Raw genomic sequence first — 17162 nt, forward strand, 5'->3', positions numbered from 1 at the left:
ACAAATTCAGGTAAGCTAGGAATTCAGCCTAGTTTAGATTAGTCGTTTATAATCAATATTTGACTAATAATGACTACCAAGGCGTATTACGCTACTTGCTTTAGCAAATACAAACTGCAGATGCGGTTAAATTGTTTAAAAATTTGTAAAGTGGCTTAAATGCTGGTTTTCAGCGAGATGAATGACAGGGGATTGTTTTATGGTTTCACAAGATATTTCTCAACTTTCCCATATTGGTTTTTTGGTACTGCCAAGTTTTTCAATGATTGCATTTACCAATGCCGTTGAACCGCTACGTATGGCCAATCAATTAAGTCGCAAGCGCTTATACCGCTGGTCAATCATCACGCTCACTGATGAACCTGTCTTGGCTAGTAATGGCCTATCTATTGCACCAACCGTCAGACCTGAAGAAATTCCTAAACCTGATATTTTATTTGTCTGTGCAGGTACCAATGTACGTGACGCCGTCAATGATCAGGTTATTTCTGTGATTCGCAAATATCATCAAGCAGGTGTCGCTTTAGGCGCACTTTGTACTGGTACTTTTGCCCTTGCTAAAGCGGGTGTGTTAAACAACTACCGTTGTTCTATTCACTGGGAAAACCTATCTGCGATTCGTGAAGAATTCCCCGCGATTGATTTTTCTGGCGAATTATTTGTGATTGATCGTGATCGCTTTACCTGTAGTGGCGGCACTGCGCCGCTAGATCTCATGATCAATATGATCCGCTTTAAAGGCGGAAAAAGCTTAGCTGCAGACGTGTCTGAACAGTTTATTATGGACCGTATCCGTGATGAAAAAGATCGTCAGCACATTCCACTCGTGGCCAGAATTGGTGCGGGCCATGAGTCGCTATTAGAAGCGGCATTGGCAATGGAAAATAATATTGAAAATCCGATTTCGCTAGATCAATTAGCGGATGATCTAGGGTTGTCATTACGTCACCTAGAGCGATTATTTAAGCGTTATTTAGGTACGACACCTGCTCAATATTACTTAGACCTACGTTTACGTCGGGCAAGAGAATTGTTATTACAGACCAATATGTCTGTCATGGAAGTAACTGTCGCCTGTGGCTTCCAATCATCTTCACATTTTAGTAAATCGTATCGTGGTGTATTTGGTTATCCGCCAAGTAGAGAGCGGCATCCTGATATGCAACACGTCAGTATTATGTAAAGCAATTGTAAATCTACGACAGGCAGTTATGTTTCAATCAAACTGCCTCTTTTTTTGGATTGAATACAATATGCATTTCGGATAAGACGTTAGCCGATACGAAGTTGAATTACCAATTGATCTATTGCATTTCGTTTATACATTTGGTTTGTCTTCAGGAGGGGGAGCACCGATGGAAACAGCAGTACGTAGATGGTTTTCAGTCGCAGCAAGTGTAGGTATTTTAGCGACGTCTTTTCATGCATCCGCACAAGATCCCGCGCAATGCCAAAATGTGAAATTTGGCGAAGTGGGTTGGACGGATATTGCGGCCACCACCGCGCTAGCGTCTTATGTCTTAAAGTCAATTGGCTATAACCCAAGCTCTGCCATTCAATCGGTGCCAGATACACTCAAAGGGCTGAAAAATAAACAAATCGATGTTTATTTAGGTTACTGGGCGCCTGCTCAAACTGGCCAAGTTACACCCTATGTCAAATCAGGCGATGTCAAAATGCTCGCTAAACCTAATTTGGTTGGCGCCAAATATACATTGGCTGTTCCAAGCTATGCAGCAGATGCAGGGTTAAGAAGTTTTGAAGATTTAGGTAAATTCAAGGTTGAGCTTGGCTATACCATGTATGGGATTGAGCCGGGTAATGAAGGCAATAATTATCTGAACGATATGATTCAGAAAAACAAATTTGGCCTAAAAGACTTTATGGTGACGGAATGGGGTGAGAAAGGCATGCTCATGGCGGTGAAAAAAGCCGTTGAGCAAAAGAAATTTATCGCCTTCTTAGCTTGGGAGCCACACCCAATGAACGTGGATTTCAAATTGACTTATTTAAAAGGTGGTGATGCCTATTTCGGCCCAAACTATGGTGAGGCAAAGGTTTATACCGTATTAGCTAACGATTATTTAACGCGTTGTCCAAATGTTGGTAAATTTGTTAGCAATTTGCAATTCACCTTAGATATGGAAAACCGCGTGATGGGTAGCATCATGAATAAAGTGAAAGCGCCACAAGCGGCAATGGAATGGCTGAAAAAGAACCCTGCTGTTCTGAAGAACTGGTTAAATGGGGTAACTACCTTTGATGGTAAAGAAGCCCTTCCAGTGGTAATGTCTACCTTGTGAGTTTAAGTAGTTGTGGAATTGTGTGGATTTATATGGCCGCATATGAGCATGTATGTGTCGGAAATATATAATTTCGCCTGTTCAATGCCTGTCAATCTTTCATTAAACCAATATCGTCTTTCTATCTTAAGGAATTCGAATAAAAAATCAGGTTTATTTGGAGAGAGTACGGGGAATATTTTTTAGAAATTTCTCTGTTTTTGTAGGCTTATTCAAGGAGATTCAGTAATGCTGAAGTCACGTAAACTGTTGGCCGCACTAGTCATGGCTGGAGTAAGCCAATTTGCATTTGCTGGCGATTCTGCTGCATGTCAGAAAGTTCGCTTTGCCGATGTAGGTTGGACCGATATTGCTGCTACCACTGGTATGGCCTCTGTTGTGTTGGAAGGCTTAGGTTATAAACCAAGCACAACCATCGCGTCAGTGCCTATTACATTTGCTGGTATGAAATCTAAACAAATTGATGTTTTCTTGGGTTACTGGAATCCAAGTATGACACCAATGATCGAATCGTTTGTTAAAGCAAAACAACTAAAAGTTTTGGAAAAGCCAAACTTGGTTGGAGCTAAATATACCTTGGCTGTGCCAGAGTATGTAGCTGCTGCGGGTCTAAAAAGCTTTGCTGACATCCAAAAATTCAAGAAAGAATTAGACGGCAAAATCTTTGGTATTGAGCCAGGTAACGACGGCAACAAGCTAATTCAAGACATGATTCAAAAGAATCAATTTGGTTTGAAAGATTTCAAACTAATTGAATCAAGTGAAGCAGGTATGTTGGCTGAAGCTGAGCGTGCTGTTCGCAATAAGAAATTCATTGTGTTCCTAGGTTGGGAACCACATCCAATGAACGTGAAAATGCGCATGACTTACCTATCTGGTGGTGATGATGTATTTGGACCAAACTTTGGTGAAGCAAAAGTATTTACTGTTTTAGCAACTGACTATGAAACACGTTGCCCGAACGTTGGTAAATTTGTGAACAACCTTCAGTTCACCACTGGCATGGAAAACATGGTCATGGGTCCAATCATGAACAAAGTGAAGCCAGAAGTTGCAGCAAAAGAATACTTGAAGAAAAACCCAGCAGTGCTAGACAAATGGCTAGCTGGCGTGACTACCTTTGACGGCAAAGAAGGTCTTTCAGCTGTGAAAAAATCACTAGGTCTGTAATTTATCTGACTTAGTAAACGCCAAAAACAAAGGCCGCTGGTTAGCGGCCTTTGTTTTTTTCAGATAGGCACCAACAACCCTGCTGTTCTACTCTAAAATACAGTCAACTTTTTAGTATTTGCGAGTCAAACGTGTCCTTTAACGGCTTTTATGTGATCGCTGATGAACCAGATTTTATTGTGGTGAATAAAATGCCAGGCATCCCTATGCATCAGGAAGATAATCAACCAGGGTTAATTGATTTAATTCGCTCTCAAACTGGTCTATCGTCACTTTTTCAAATTCACCGCTTAGATAATCTAACGAGTGGAGTAATGGTATTTGGAAAGTCAGCAGCAGTTGCTAGTGAACTTGGGGAAGCATGGCAATCCAAAAAGGTACAAAAATTTTATATTGCACTCTCTTCCTTTAAGCCAAGTAAAAAGCAGGGACTCATCGCTGGAGATATGGAAAAAGGACGAAATGGTAGTTGGAAATTACTACGTTCTAAACTTAATCCAGCCCTAACACGCTTTTTTAGCGCGTCTATTGCCCCTGGTATTCGTGCGTTTTTATTAAAACCCTATACAGGTAAAACCCATCAAATTCGTGTCGCAATGAAAAGTTTAGGGTGTCCTATTCTTGGAGATGGTCGATATAGCGGAGAGTCTGCTGATCGTGGTTATTTGCATGCATATCAATTAGCTTTTGCCTTGAATGGGGTGAGTTACCGGTATCAAGCCATTCCCAATGTGGGTGACAAATTTTCTTATCCAGTACTTCATTCACTGTTGATGAATGAGTGGCATCAACCAGAATTACTAAACTGGCCAGAATAAGTTATTGATATGAAATTTTTGCAATTGTTAAAAAATCATGTCATATAGAATAGGTATGCTCATCGTTTATTAAAATAAACAATAAGGTATTTGTATGAAATACTATGGAGTGGGTGTTCTTTCTAGCGTTGCAAGTGCCGCTGCGATTGCTCAGTCTGTAGTCGTCCAAGTAGGGGTAAATAATCTACCACTGCCGCCTTTTATCATGGGCGAAGGGGATGAGTTTCCAGATAGACCTGGTCTTTCTGTCGAGTTAGTCCGCCAAGCAGCTAAAGCCTGTAAGGTAGATATCAAATTAAAACGTTTACCTTCTCAGCGTTTACTTCAAGAAATCAAATCAGGCGAAATTGATGCGGTAATTCAACTATCTTACAGCCCTGAGCGCGCAGAGTACGCAGCCTTCCCGATGATTGATAACAAAGTGGATGGCAAGGCTAGATTGACGACATTGACGTACTGCTTCTATGTGGATGCAAAGCGTCCTATTCAATGGGATGGGAAGAAACTAAGCAATACTAACTTACCGGTTGGTGCCATTTATGGTTGGTCGGTTATTCAAGACTTAGAAAAGTTAAAGATCAACTTCGAAACCGCGCCAGATTTCAAATCCAATATCGCTAAGTTAAGAGCGAATCGAATCGCTGCTTTTGCCGCGCAATCTGCGCTGGTGGAAGCCTATCTGGGTTCAGATAAAAGTATTGTGGCACTGAGTCCTCCAATTGCTGAGAAAGACTACTTTTTGCCATTTAGTCTGCCATTTGCCCAGAAATACCCAGAAGCCAAACAGTGTTTATGGAAACACATTAGCCAAATGCGAGATGAAGTTTTTTTGCAAAGAGCCTCTGCATACGATCAGTGGCTACTTCATTAGATTAATAGTATATTGGCATACATAATAAACGTGGAGAATAGAACACATGAATCCAATCGTAATTGGGCTATTGGGCATCATCTTATTTGTGATCATTTCTGGTATTCGTATTGTTGAACAGCAAACGGTATCTATTGTTCAGACACTAGGCCGCTACTCACGTACCTTGGCGCCTGGCCTTAACTGGATTTTCATCCCGTTTCAGCAAATTGCTGGCAAGTTATCTTTAAAAATTGAGTCCGTCCCTGCAACCGTTGAAGTAAAAACGCTGGATAACATGTTTGTTGCGCTACCGGTTAATCTGATGATTCAAGTAGAGCCAGAACGTGCTGCAGATGCTTTCTACAAGCTGCAAGAGCCGCACGAGCAGGTAAGGGCATGGGTGCTAAATACCGTCCGTTCTGTTGCCGCTTCTATGACGCTAGAAGATATGTTTAAAGATCGTGAGAAGATTGTAGGTGAAGTTAGACATATGCTAACGACTAAGCTGTCGGAGTTTGGTTATTTACTAGAAGGCGTGTTGATCGACCAGCCAACGGTTTCTTTGGAAGTGCAATCCTCGTTTAATCGTGTCGTTGCCGCAACACGTGAAAAAGAAGCCGCACAGCAAGAAGCAGAAGCAGCGATGATTCGTACCGTGAAGCAAGCGGAAGCAGAAGCGGAAGCTCAGCGCCAACGTGCTAAAGGGTTGGCGGACTCAAGAAAACTGCTTGCAGAAGGGCTAAAAGAATCTCTATTAGAGTTTTCTGGCGTTCCTCCACATGAAGCAATTTCTATTTTGTTAGAAACCAACCGTATTGATGCGCTACGTGAAATTGGTAAACATGGCAACTTAGTGGTCTTGGACTTACAAAAGACGGATGAACAAACCGCCGCCTTAATGCCTTTGCTTAGTTCTCTAAAGAAGAAAGCAGCAACCCCAGCTGCAAGCCTGACTAAGCCTAATCAGCCAACATCAGATCATCAAAATAGCGCGGAATAACAGCTTATGTCATTACCAGAAAGTGCTATTGCAAGGATTGATGCTTTATTAGCAAAACAAGAAAGAGTGCTACTAGGTATTGCAGCGCCACCTGGCGCGGGGAAATCGACCATTGCCGAGTGGATTCACCAACATTATTTGGAATTGAGTGTCGTTGTGCCGATGGATGGCTACCACTTGGCGAATGTTGAATTGGCTAGGTTGGGTAGAGCTGATCGCAAAGGGGCGCAAGATACCTTTGATAGTGCTGGTTTTGTGAGCTTACTTAGTCGAATCCGCCATCAACAATCTGATGAAATTGTCTATGCACCTGAATTTCGAAGAGAAATCGAAGAGCCAATTGCGAATGCCATTCCTGTATTGTCTGACAAACGGCTAATCATTATCGAAGGAAATTACCTGCTTTTGGAATTAGGGTTTTGGCAACAGGTGACAGGTTTGCTGGATGATACTTGGTACGTGGAAGTAGATCAGGCGCTTCGGCTGACTCGGTTAATTAATCGACACATTCAGTTTGGTCGATCTCCGGAAGCTGCTGCAGCATGGGTAGAAAATACAGATGAACCTAATGCAAGGCAAATTGAGGCAAGTAAACATCGCGCCCAATTTGTGTTGGCGGTCTAGGCCGGTGAAGCAAACAAAAACATAGGGAAGCAAGGCTTCCCTATGTTTTATAGGTAATCCTGAATTTCAAAGTCTTGCTCGTTTGCTTCAACGTGCCCACCGATAATCACGACGCTAGCGCCGGCCGCTCTGGCTGCCGCAACCCCGGCTGGGGAGTCTTCGAACACTAAACAATCCTCAATCGCCACGCCAAGTTGCTCGGCTGCTTTCATAAAGCCCTCCGGGTGCGGCTTTCCTTTGCTCACATCCTCGGCCGTATATAAGTGCGGCGGGACGGGTATGCCAGCGGCTTTTAGCCGGGTAAGTGCTAATGCTTTGGGGGCTGAGGTGACAATCGCCCATTCTGTTGGAGCGAGTTGATCTAATAAGGCATGAATACCGGGTATCGCCGTTACTCCATCCGTATCTTCACACTCAAAATCTAAAATCCATTTTGCTTCTTGCTGAACCGCTGCTTCATCAGAAAAGAAGCGGCGAATCGTGTCTTCTGCTCTTACGCCATGAAGCGTAGTCAGTAACTGATCCGCATCAATGCCATGGCGATTTGCCCAAGTGCGCCAAGCCCGCTCAACCGCAGGTAGCGAACTGAGCAATGTCCCATCCATATCAAATAAAAAGGCTGAGAAAGATTTGTCTTTAAACGTTGGCATGTTAGTTTCCGGCAGAGCGCAAAGTGAATGGTAGGGGGCTGAAGTTTAATAATCTTTGTTGGCTAAGGCGATGCTGGCACAAATGGCAACTACGGCAGAACACACGGCAATGAGACTAAGAGCAGGGGTGAGGCCTGCATGTTGAATCAAGAAGCCGATCACGACCGGTCCACTTAGGAAGCCTAAATATCCACAGCTTACGATGATGGATAATCCCATGGCAGGTGAAGTGTCTGGTAGATCGTTCGACGCACCAAATAAAATGGGCACAATATTAGAAAAACCTAATCCCAGTAATCCAAATCCAATCAGCGTGATGGGTTCGTTTGCCTTCCAGAGCACCATCGACATGCCTACTGTGGCGATAATGCCGCAAAACGTCAAAATGTCATGAGCCGCAGCTCTTGCTCGAACATAGTCTCCACCAAATCGTCCAACGGCCATCGCAAGCGAAAAGATGGCATAACCGAGTGCCGCACGGCTTGGCGTCACGCCGATCGCTTTTTCTAAGTAAACAGCACTCCAATCCGCAATGGCTCCTTCACTGAGTAAGACTAAAAATGCCATGCCAGCCACAAGTACTAGTTTTTTGCTGATCCGCCAAGAGCCTTTTTCTTCGTGGCTTTCTTGTCTCGCTGCAAGTAAGTGACGTTCTCCTACCCAGAGAAAAATTAGTCCAAATATGCACAAGCTAGCAGCAAGTAGTAGACCATCACTCCCTTCTTTTAATGAGAGATAACCAGAGGAGGCTCCGGTTAACCCTCCTAGGCTAAATGCACCATGAAGCCCAGATAAAATCGGTTTGCCTTGCTTCTGAATCACCGCTTCTTCTAAACGAATGGCTTGTTCGTTCATGGCGACATCCATTAAGCCATTGGCGATACCAAATGTGCCCATTGCCACAATGAGAATCGCTAAGTGAGTCGTCCACATCATGACAGGTAGTAAGGCAAATAGTCCTGTTGCGCCGATGAGTAACAGTTTCTTACTTCCAAACCAGCTTAAGGTTTTGCCTGATGTGAGCATGGTAAGAGCAGAACCACCTGCTATCAGGAGTAAAAGTAAGCCTAACTGGGCGGCATCTACCGAAAATCGTTTTTGAATTAAAGGAATATGTACCGCCCAGTAGCCAAATAAGAGGCCATTGCCTGCAAATAAGCTAAATAGAAACCACTTGGCGTAAGTGAGATGCTTCATGCGATGTACTCTTTCGCTGGTGTCAGTAATTGAACACCTGAAGGGATGAAGCCTTCCATCGCACTTTCATCGGGTAATTTATCTAAGGCTAAGATATCAATCGCACTCACTGGGCAAACCAAATAGGGAGAGGACTGGTTAAATTTATCTGGGCTAACCGGAGCGACAACCAACTGAGACTGGTTCACAATAGCTTGTTTAATTAACATATCTTCGTAGGTGTCAGTTGTAATGCCTGCATCCACATGAATTGCGCAGATGCCTAAAAACCCGATATCTGGCCGAAAGTTAGTGATGCGTGCAATGGTTTCCGTATCTGCACACATCATCTCTTTTTGATTAATTTGCCCACCAATCATAATGGTATTGGCATTCGGTAAACTTGCTAGTGCTACTGCAGTTGGCAGACTATGGGTAATACCTGTAAACATCAGCGTTTGAGGAATATGGCGGACAATTTCTAGCACGGTTGTGCTGTTATCAAAAAAGACTGTTTGGCCTGGTTTGATGAGTGCCGCGCATAATTTACCAATTTCGGTTTTTGCTGCTTTATGTAAATGCTCTCTCGTTTCGCGAGGTAGTGACGGCGCTGTCTTTTTAACGGCGCCGCCATGCACTTTGACCAATAAGTTCTGCGTGGCTAGGTCGGTTAGGTCGCGCCGAATGGTATCAATAGAGACACCAAAGCGTTGTGCTAATTGCTGTGCGATCACCCGTCCTTGTTTCTCTAGTGAATCAAGGATCTGTTGTTGGCGTTCTATGGCAAGCGGCTGGTTCATCGTCAAAAAGTCTGAAGTGTTGCTGTATTTTACCGTTTTGTGCTGTTTTGTACAGTGTTGTGCAGTAATATTTGATTGGAATATGCACTTCAAAAATACCTCACGCTTTAAAGCACAAAAAAAAGACCACCTAGTTGGTGGTCATTTTGTATGCCTATTACTTGTGGTGATTACACTGCGACTGGTGCTTTAATCGCTGGATGCGGGTCATAATTTTCCAGCGTAAAGTCTTCAAACGTAAAGTCGAATAAATCTGAAACCGCTGGATTTAACTTCATTTGTGGTAAGGCGCGTGGTGCACGGGCCAATTGCTCTTTTACCTGATCTAAGTGGTTCAGATAAATGTGTGCATCACCTAGTGTGTGAATAAATTCACCGGGTTGCAATCCACATACTTGCGCCATCATCATGGTGAGAAGTGCATAAGAAGCAATATTAAACGGAACACCTAAGAATAAATCCGCACTTCGCTGGTATAACTGGCAAGATAATTTGCCTTCTGCCACATAAAACTGAAAGAAAGCATGGCAGGGAGGTAGGGCCATTTGTTCAATTTGGCCAGGGTTCCAAGCAGAAACAATAATGCGGCGAGAATCTGGCGATTTTTTTAGTTGATCTAAGACTTGCTGAATCTGATCAACATGCTGCCCATCCGGTGTTGGCCAATTGCGCCATTGGTAACCATAAACCGGGCCAAGGCTACCATCTTCTTTTGCCCACTCATCCCAGATAGTGACACCATGTTCTTTCAAATAGGCGATATTAGTATCGCCCTTAAGAAACCAGATTAGCTCATGAATAATCGATTTAAGGTGAACTTTTTTGGTGGTCAGTAGCGGAAAACCTTCGCTTAAATCGTATCGGCTCTGATGTCCAAAAATAGAAATAGTACCCGTACCGGTTCTATCTGTTTTTGTCACACCAGTATCTAATACATGGCGCAGGATATCTAAATACGCTTGTTCGCTACGAGACATAATCGATTCTTTATTGCACTAAAGGATGGGGTAATTATACGCCAATTACCCCATTGAAAGTGCAGCTTAGGCGAGCAGGGCTTGTCCTAAGAATTCTTTTTCATCTTTGACACCAGGTAGCGAGAAGAAGTAACCACCGCCAACAGGGCGGATATATTCTTCTAATGGCTCACCGTTTAAACGTGCTTGCACGGTCAGGAAGCCATTGGTTAAGTTGGCTTGATAGCAAACAAACAGTAGTCCCATATCTAGTTGGCCAGATTTACTGATGCCACGAGAGTAGTTAAACCCTCTGCGTAAAATTAGGTTTTTACGCGTTTCGGCGGTTCTTGGATTGGCTAGGCGAATGTGCGATTTAAAATCAATCCGGCTACCATCGCTATCTGATGCGTAGTCTGGATCATCGTGTTCATTTTTCTTTCCAAGCGGTGCGCCACTATGTTTATGGCGGCCAAAAATTTTCTCTTGCTCTTGCAGAGGGGTTCTATCCCATTGCTCAACAAGGTTACGGATAATCCGTACTACCTGATAACTACCACCTACCGTCCAAGCCGGCTCGCCAGATTGCGTACCCACCCAGACTAATTCATCCATTAGTTTATTGTCTTGTGCATTTGGATTGGCAGTGCCATCTTTAAAACCAAGCAAATTAATGACGCTTTCTTCTCCCATTTTTGCCAAGGTGTGTGGCGGTAAGAATCCGTCGATCTTCCACTTTACCGCTAGCAAGTCGGGCGTATGCTTAATGATGTCTCGAAGCGCATGAATGTTGGTTTCTGCCGTGTTCGAACAAATCTGAATAGATAAGTCGCCATGGCATTCATCAAGATTTAGCTGGTCATTCGGGAATCGAACCATTTCGATCAAATGTGCTGGTTTTTTATCGGCTAAACCAAAGCGCTGATCAAATAAGCTCGCGCCGACAGAAATCGTCACCGTCAAATTATCCGGGAAGACCTCTGGCCCTAACACACCGCTATCTAGTGGTGGAAGTTTGGGGTCTACATCCGGCACCTTACCGCCCTTTGTTAGAAAACTAATGCGTGTAGTCAGTAACTTGAATAGTCTAGTTAGCTCGTGCTTATCTTTCGCTAACACATCAAACACGACAACTAAAGCGGCAGCTGGCTGCGGGGTAATAATCCCTGCCTGATGCTCTCCATAAAATGGTTGGTTTTCTTTGGTTGTATCACCCATAGCCGATTGGCCGGGTTTGGGGAGTTTTCCGGTTTGCTGAAGGACCGCGACTGTCCCTAGGCCACCAAGTGCCACTGCGCCACCTAAACTAGCACCTTTTAGCCATGTTCGGCGCGAAGGAGAGCTTAGTTCTGTTTGATCATTGTTTAAGTCCGAGTTTGATTCAGTGCCAGTGGGTTTCATTTTGGAGTCCTAAATGACACAACCGGCATGTTTGCCGGTTGGTCTTTGTCGCAATAAAGAACAAGGTTACGTCGTTTCGCTAGATTTAGTTAATACCTAATAATCCGCGTAATTTAGATAGCTCTTCCGCTAGTGTCGTAATCGGTGCTTTTAGCGCATTACGGTCTTGTTCGGTTAGCTTGCTGTAGTGCGCATAACCGTTACCTTCTTTGTATTTACCTAGCAAACTATCGATTAGCTTAAAGTTTTCATCGACTTTCTTCAGCAATGCAGCATCTGCGCTTTCTAGCATTGGGCGAAGAATATCAACAATCTTTTTCGATCCTTCTACGTTCGCGTTAAAGTCGCTTAGATCAGTACCACTATAGCGATCTTCTTCACCGCTGATTTTACCATTTGCGACTTCTTCAATCAGTGCTGCGGCGCCACCAACCACTTTATTTGGCGGGAAGGCAAGTTCATTCATACGCGTTTGCAATGCCTTGGCATCTTCTACCAATTTGTCAGCAAATGGCGCTAGACCATCGGTAGTTTTCTCATGGAATAGAACGTATTCAATACGATGGAAACCGGTAAACTCAGGATCTTGCTCTTTACCTTTGAAGTCATCTACACGTGCATCCATCGAGCCATCTAAATCACTAAATAATTCTGCAATCGGTTCAATACGCTCATAGTGGATACGGCTTGGCGCAAACAACGCTTGGGCCTCTTTTAGTTTGCCCGCTTTGATGGTGGCCGCAAACTTTTCTACATCGCTCACTAGTGCAGCTACTTCTGCAACTGCATAGGCTTTGTACTCTTTTACAGGACCTTCTAGTTTCAAGATAGCGGCTTGTTTCTCGTTGGATACGCCAGAGGATTGGCCGCTAACTGTTAGTTTACCTTTCGGATTACTTAGTAAGCCGCAAGTGATTTCATAGTCACCAGCCACCAAGTCTGCCGTCAGTTTAGAGGTAAATCCAGGCGCAATATTTTCGCGCTCTTCCACTACCAACACGCCTTTTAAGATTTCCCACTCTACAGCGCGTTGGCTCTTGTTCACGATCTTAAAGGTATTTTTGCCTGCGCTAACAGAGAAGTCACCAGGCGTACAACCTGTATCGTTAATAACAATTTCATGTTCAGCTGGTTTTGCTGCAACGGTGGCAGACGTTGATGCCGTGGTTTCTGCTTCTTCTTTTTTACAACCAAGTAATAGACCGGCCATTAGTGCAACAGCCATGGTTTCTTTTAGTGGAAAACCGTTTTTCATAAACGCGAATCTCTCGTCAATCAAATGTTATTGAAATGGGTGAATTCAGTACAGGTCAAGCGAAGCATCGAGGGCTTTCTAAACGGCTTGTCTAGCGGCGGATGCAGGTTTGCTGCCCGCTAAGAACAAGAAAACGGCAGGAATCAAATAGATAAACCAAGCCAATACTTCTCCGATGGCAGGTGCATCGTGATAACCAAAGATACCACCTAACACCACGCCAACAGGGCTACCTTCCGGCAGGGTTTGGGTAAGATCAAATGCAATAGTTTGTAAGTGGTTCCAAATGCCCGCTTCGTGTAAAGCACGAATCGCACCGGAGAAAAGACCTGCTGCAACAAACAAAATGAAAATGCCCGTCCAGCGGAAAAAACGACGTAAATCTAGGCGGATGCCACCGTAGTAAAGCCCTACACCAAGTGCAATAGAAACCACCACCCCTAACACCGCACCAACCGGAGCTTGCCAACCCACGTCTTGTTGAAATGCCGCCATTAAGAAAAAGACAGACTCTAGGCCTTCACGGGCGACAGCAAAAAAAGCCATGCCAATCAATGCCCATACTTTATTTTGGCTATTGTCTAGCGCAGATTGAATCGAATCATGTAATTGTTGCTTGATGCTTCTTGCTGCTTTGCGCATCCAGAAAACCATCGATGTCAGAATGACGACTGCAATTAGTGCCACAGCCGCTTCAAATAATTCTTGTTCCTTTTGTGGGAACTCTGCTTCCATTGAAGTAAGTCCAAAACCAAGCCCTAAGCTTGCGATGATGGCTAAAACAACGCCAATCACAATTGCATGCATCCAACGTCCTTGGCCAGACTGTTTTAGATAACTAGCAATAATGCTAACAATCAGTGCAGCTTCCATGCCTTCGCGTAGCATAATCAAAAACGGAACAAGCATTAGTTTTCCAGATCTAAATAACAACGATTCGCATTTTACGACAAATGAAAATACAAATGCAATTCATTCTCATTATAAAAATTTGAAAAACTGTCAATCTTTAGTGTGTTAACAACAGAGTTAGCAACGTAGATTAGATGGGAAAAGAAACAATGAATGCAGCGCCACCCAAAGTGGATGAGCGCTCGATGCGGATGTCGCCGTTATAGTTGGAGACAATATCTTCCACAATAGATAAACCAATCCCATGGCCGGGAACATGTTCATCTAAACGGACACCACGCTTGAGTGCTGCATCTGGGTTAGAAACGCCAGGTCCATCATCTTCGACGGCAATTAAATAGCGTTTTCTCTGGAGTACAGCAGAAATTCGAACTTGGCTGTTTGCCCATTTGCCCGCGTTATCGAGTAAATTACCAAACAACTCCATCGCATCTCCTTCGCTTAGTCTGGTGAGCAAAGCGGGAGGGATATCATTTCTAAAAGCAATCTGCTTATCTCGATGAATCTTTGTTAACGTCAACACTAAGCGTTGAACAATTGGTGAGAGAGGCGTTTGTTTGCTAAAGGTGTTGGCCCCTCTTGTTGCCGCACGTTGTAATTGGTAACCAATTAGCGATTCAATTCGACTCGTTTGTTCTTGCACGGTTGGTACGAATGTGTCGGATTGTGGAGGTGTACTTCGAATAACGGCAATCGGCGTTTTTAGGCTATGAGCCAAATCACCCAAGGCTCGTTCATATCGTTGCTGCCTTGCGCGCTCGCTTTCGATTAGTGCGTTTAAGTTATCTGTTAAAGGTTGTATCTCACGAGGATATTGCCCTTCTAACTTTTCGCTATTGCCTTTTTCAATGGCAGTTAACCCAGCGGCCAATTTTTTCAATGGCGATAAGCCAAAGCGTAGAAAGAGAATCTGCAGTATTAACAGCAGTGCCGCGCAGGCAGCTAACCAGCGCCACAGCGTTTTTCGAAATTGCTGCATTTGTAAATCAAATGGTTTGGCATCTTCACTAATACTAAAGGTGAGCGGAACTGGCCCTTTATCGGTTGGCCATATCACCCCAAGTGCAAATGAGAAGTAACGGTGGCCGGCTTCTTCTACTGCGGTGAAATAGCGCTGGCCTTTTGGTAAGCTAGAGACAAAAGCAACTGGTTGACCAGCAGAAGAAGGGGATTGCCAAATACTGTTTGTACTTAAAATTTGTGCGTACAACCCAGATGCGGGAGACATAAGGTTGGATTCGGTGAGTTGACTAGGCAGATGAATCTTTCCTTCGCTGTCTACTTCCGTATCCGCCATCAGTAAATAGGACACTGCTTGCAAGCGTTCTTGGCGGGTGCTTTCTGCTTGCTGCGTAAACGCACTTTCAAGCCCTGTTGCTGTAATGACAATGAAGACGCTTAAAAGCAAAAGATTCGCTAGCGTCATCCGCCAGCGAATCGAAGTAGGTAGTTTTAATTTAAGCCAATTAAGCTTGGGAAAGCGCAAAGCGATACCCTCTGCCTCTTAATGTTTCAATAGGTTGTAAGTCCCCTTGAGGGTCGAGTTTTTTACGCAACCGACCAATTAATACTTCAATCACATTACTATCGGGATCGTCATTCACTGGATATAAGTAATTATTTAATTCTTGCTTTGTTACTACTCTGTCCCGATGGCGAACTAAGTATTCAATCAGGCGATATTCAAAAGCGGTTAAGTCTAACTCTTGGTCAGAAACACTCACTTTTTGACCTGATAGGTCTAGCTTTAGTGCGCCAAACACCATATCGAGTGATGGGCTGCCCGTTGCTCGGCGCAATAAAGCCTTAATGCGAGCGAGCATTTCTGGTGGTTCAAATGGTTTGGTTAAGTAATCATCTGCGCCGGCTTCTAAGCCTTCGACTTTGTCTTGCCAGCGATCACGCGCAGTTAGCACCAAGATGGGCATATTGTTGCCTTCTTGGCGCAGTGTGCGAATGATGTCAATCCCGGGTAATTTAGGGAGGCCTAAATCAATTACTGCCGCATCAAACCCTGATTCTTTAGCAAGATATAACCCTTGCTCACCATCATGAGCACATTCAACGCGATAGCCCTCTCCAAGCAACCAGTCTCTTAGGCGCGCATTTAAAATTGGTTCATCTTCTACAATCAAGATTCGCATTAAAAGCCATCCTTAAAAGGGAAGGGGCGACGGTTATTGTTTCCATTATTTCCTCGCCCTTCTTCATTTGGGCGATTTCTTCGTTGATCCAGCGAAGGTGGTGGCTGATCGTAATTTTGCCCTCTAGCAGAAGGTGGGGAGTCATTTCCTAACTGTAAGATAACAATTTCACCATTATCTTTAAGTACTTTTACACGATAACCGCCACTGCGGTTGTCTACTGAAATCACTTTGCCACCAGTTTGTTGTTGGGCAATGCGCGCAGCATCATCTCGGCTGAGATCGGCCATGGCGCTCATAGGCATCCATAGGCCGAGACACAAGCATAGAGTTAATATACGGGGGCGCATTTCAGTTCCTTGCTAACGAAGACACCTAAGATTATGCCAATATTGTAACCTGTGGCGGCTTAGATGTCCTTGATCAATAAGTAACTTGTTTGCATTTTCATGCTTACAAGATTGGATTGACCGCAACATTCACCTTAATTTCACGGCCTGGGTCAGAGGTACTGAATGTGGTGTAACGTTTTCCTGCGTATTCATAAGTGACTCTGTAACCGGTTACGCGTTGTGTCCATTCTGGTTCGCTGCGGCAACGCTGCACTTGTTCCGTGTGATATGTATCGTCGCGGTCATCATTATTGCCCCACTGACGTCCCACCATTGCGCCGGTGACCGCGCCAATTGCAGTCATGGCATCTTTGCCGTGCCCTTTACCAAATTGATGCCCAACCACCGCACCAGTCACACCGCCTAAGATAAGGCCTGCGGTATTGCCGCCACGATCACGCTTATCTTTTACGTTAACGGTTTCATTCCAGCACACTTGGCGATCAGTTTTTACTTGTTCGTATTGTGGCTCTACATTTTTTACTTTTGCATAGTCGGTATAGCCATCTGCACTTGCCTGTGCCACTGCGCCCATTGCGATAACCAAAGCTAGTAATTTACGCATGATGTTTCTCCTGTCGGGTTGCCACGTTTTTCGTGGTGTTGGAGTGCATCTTATGCCTAGTCAACTGAATATTTGCTGAATGACCTGTTCACCTTGGGAAGGTATTTTGTTGATTCGTTCTCGCGTTGCGTGTTGGAAATGCG

The 17162-nt window shown here is 44.2% G+C and carries 18 protein-coding genes; 7 read left to right on the forward strand and 11 right to left on the reverse strand.

The window, feature by feature from the left end:
• The first annotated feature begins 199 nt into the window (after positions 1 to 199).
• The 7 genes from LIN78_RS16660 to LIN78_RS16690 all read left to right on the forward strand — a co-directional run bounded on the left by LIN78_RS16660 (position 200) and on the right by LIN78_RS16690 (position 6768).
• A complete protein-coding gene (locus LIN78_RS16660) occupies positions 200 to 1183 on the forward strand; it encodes a GlxA family transcriptional regulator (RefSeq protein WP_227182010.1) in 984 nt (327 codons plus the stop codon).
• Between the two features lie 172 nt (positions 1184 to 1355).
• Positions 1356 to 2303: a choline ABC transporter substrate-binding protein gene (gene choX / locus LIN78_RS16665; RefSeq protein ID WP_227182011.1), complete on the forward strand. Its 948-nt coding sequence runs from the start codon at positions 1356 to 1358 to the stop codon at positions 2301 to 2303.
• A 228-nt stretch (positions 2304 to 2531) separates the two neighbouring features.
• A complete protein-coding gene (locus tag LIN78_RS16670; protein WP_227182012.1) occupies positions 2532 to 3473 on the forward strand; it encodes a choline ABC transporter substrate-binding protein in 942 nt (313 codons plus the stop codon).
• Positions 3474 to 3604: 131 nt separating this feature from the next.
• Entirely contained in the window at positions 3605 to 4291 is a 687-nt protein-coding gene (locus tag LIN78_RS16675) for a TIGR01621 family pseudouridine synthase (protein ID WP_227182013.1), read from the forward strand.
• 94 nt (positions 4292 to 4385) lie between these two features.
• Complete coding sequence (locus LIN78_RS16680) at positions 4386 to 5162, forward strand: substrate-binding periplasmic protein (RefSeq protein ID WP_227182014.1); 777 nt, start codon at positions 4386 to 4388, stop codon at positions 5160 to 5162.
• A 46-nt stretch (positions 5163 to 5208) separates the two neighbouring features.
• Entirely contained in the window at positions 5209 to 6144 is a 936-nt protein-coding gene (locus tag LIN78_RS16685) for an SPFH domain-containing protein (protein ID WP_227182015.1), read from the forward strand.
• Between the two features lie 6 nt (positions 6145 to 6150).
• Positions 6151 to 6768 carry a nucleoside/nucleotide kinase family protein gene (locus tag LIN78_RS16690; protein WP_227182016.1) on the forward strand — a complete coding sequence of 206 codons (618 nt, stop codon included), beginning with the start codon at positions 6151 to 6153 and terminating at the stop codon, positions 6766 to 6768.
• 47 nt (positions 6769 to 6815) lie between these two features.
• Here the strand turns inward: LIN78_RS16690 and LIN78_RS16695 are convergent, their stop codons facing one another.
• The 11 genes from LIN78_RS16695 to LIN78_RS16745 all read right to left on the reverse strand — a co-directional run bounded on the left by LIN78_RS16695 (position 6816) and on the right by LIN78_RS16745 (position 17019).
• Complete coding sequence (locus tag LIN78_RS16695) at positions 6816 to 7418, reverse strand: HAD-IA family hydrolase (protein WP_227182017.1); 603 nt, start codon at positions 7416 to 7418, stop codon at positions 6816 to 6818.
• Between the two features lie 45 nt (positions 7419 to 7463).
• A complete protein-coding gene (locus LIN78_RS16700) occupies positions 7464 to 8615 on the reverse strand; it encodes an MFS transporter (RefSeq protein ID WP_227182018.1) in 1152 nt (383 codons plus the stop codon).
• Positions 8612 to 9394, reverse strand: a complete 783-nt coding sequence (locus tag LIN78_RS16705; RefSeq protein WP_227182019.1) for a DeoR/GlpR family DNA-binding transcription regulator — start codon at positions 9392 to 9394, stop codon at positions 8612 to 8614. Before LIN78_RS16705 ends, LIN78_RS16700 begins: the two co-directional genes overlap by 4 nt.
• 170 nt (positions 9395 to 9564) lie before the next feature.
• Positions 9565 to 10371 (reverse strand): thymidylate synthase, encoded by an 807-nt coding sequence (locus LIN78_RS16710; protein ID WP_227182020.1) that lies wholly within the window; start codon positions 10369 to 10371, stop codon positions 9565 to 9567.
• 66 nt (positions 10372 to 10437) lie between these two features.
• Positions 10438 to 11751, reverse strand: a complete 1314-nt coding sequence (gene efeB, locus LIN78_RS16715) for an iron uptake transporter deferrochelatase/peroxidase subunit (protein ID WP_227182021.1) — start codon at positions 11749 to 11751, stop codon at positions 10438 to 10440.
• A gap of 85 nt (positions 11752 to 11836) precedes the next feature.
• The gene (gene efeO, locus LIN78_RS16720; RefSeq protein ID WP_227182022.1) at positions 11837 to 13006 is read right to left on the reverse strand and encodes an iron uptake system protein EfeO; all 1170 of its coding nucleotides are present in this window, start codon (positions 13004 to 13006) and stop codon (positions 11837 to 11839) included.
• 78 nt (positions 13007 to 13084) lie between these two features.
• Positions 13085 to 13915 carry an iron uptake transporter permease EfeU gene (efeU, locus tag LIN78_RS16725; RefSeq protein ID WP_227182023.1) on the reverse strand — a complete coding sequence of 277 codons (831 nt, stop codon included), beginning with the start codon at positions 13913 to 13915 and terminating at the stop codon, positions 13085 to 13087.
• A 133-nt stretch (positions 13916 to 14048) separates the two neighbouring features.
• On the reverse strand, positions 14049 to 15404 hold the full coding sequence (locus tag LIN78_RS16730) for an ATP-binding protein (protein WP_227182024.1): 1356 nt from the start codon (positions 15402 to 15404) through the stop codon (positions 14049 to 14051).
• Positions 15385 to 16062, reverse strand: a complete 678-nt coding sequence (locus tag LIN78_RS16735) for a response regulator transcription factor (RefSeq protein ID WP_227182025.1) — start codon at positions 16060 to 16062, stop codon at positions 15385 to 15387. Before LIN78_RS16735 ends, LIN78_RS16730 begins: the two co-directional genes overlap by 20 nt.
• Entirely contained in the window at positions 16062 to 16361 is a 300-nt protein-coding gene (locus LIN78_RS16740) for a PepSY domain-containing protein (RefSeq protein WP_227182026.1), read from the reverse strand. The genes LIN78_RS16735 and LIN78_RS16740 overlap by 1 nt, the downstream gene beginning before the upstream one ends.
• A gap of 154 nt (positions 16362 to 16515) precedes the next feature.
• Positions 16516 to 17019, reverse strand: coding sequence for a glycine zipper 2TM domain-containing protein (locus LIN78_RS16745; RefSeq protein ID WP_227182027.1), 504 nt, complete (start codon positions 17017 to 17019; stop codon positions 16516 to 16518).
• Positions 17020 to 17162 lie beyond the last annotated feature (143 nt).

Source organism: Leeia speluncae, from assembly GCF_020564625.1.
In the GTDB taxonomy this organism is placed as follows: Bacteria; Pseudomonadota; Gammaproteobacteria; order Burkholderiales; family Leeiaceae; genus Leeia; species Leeia speluncae.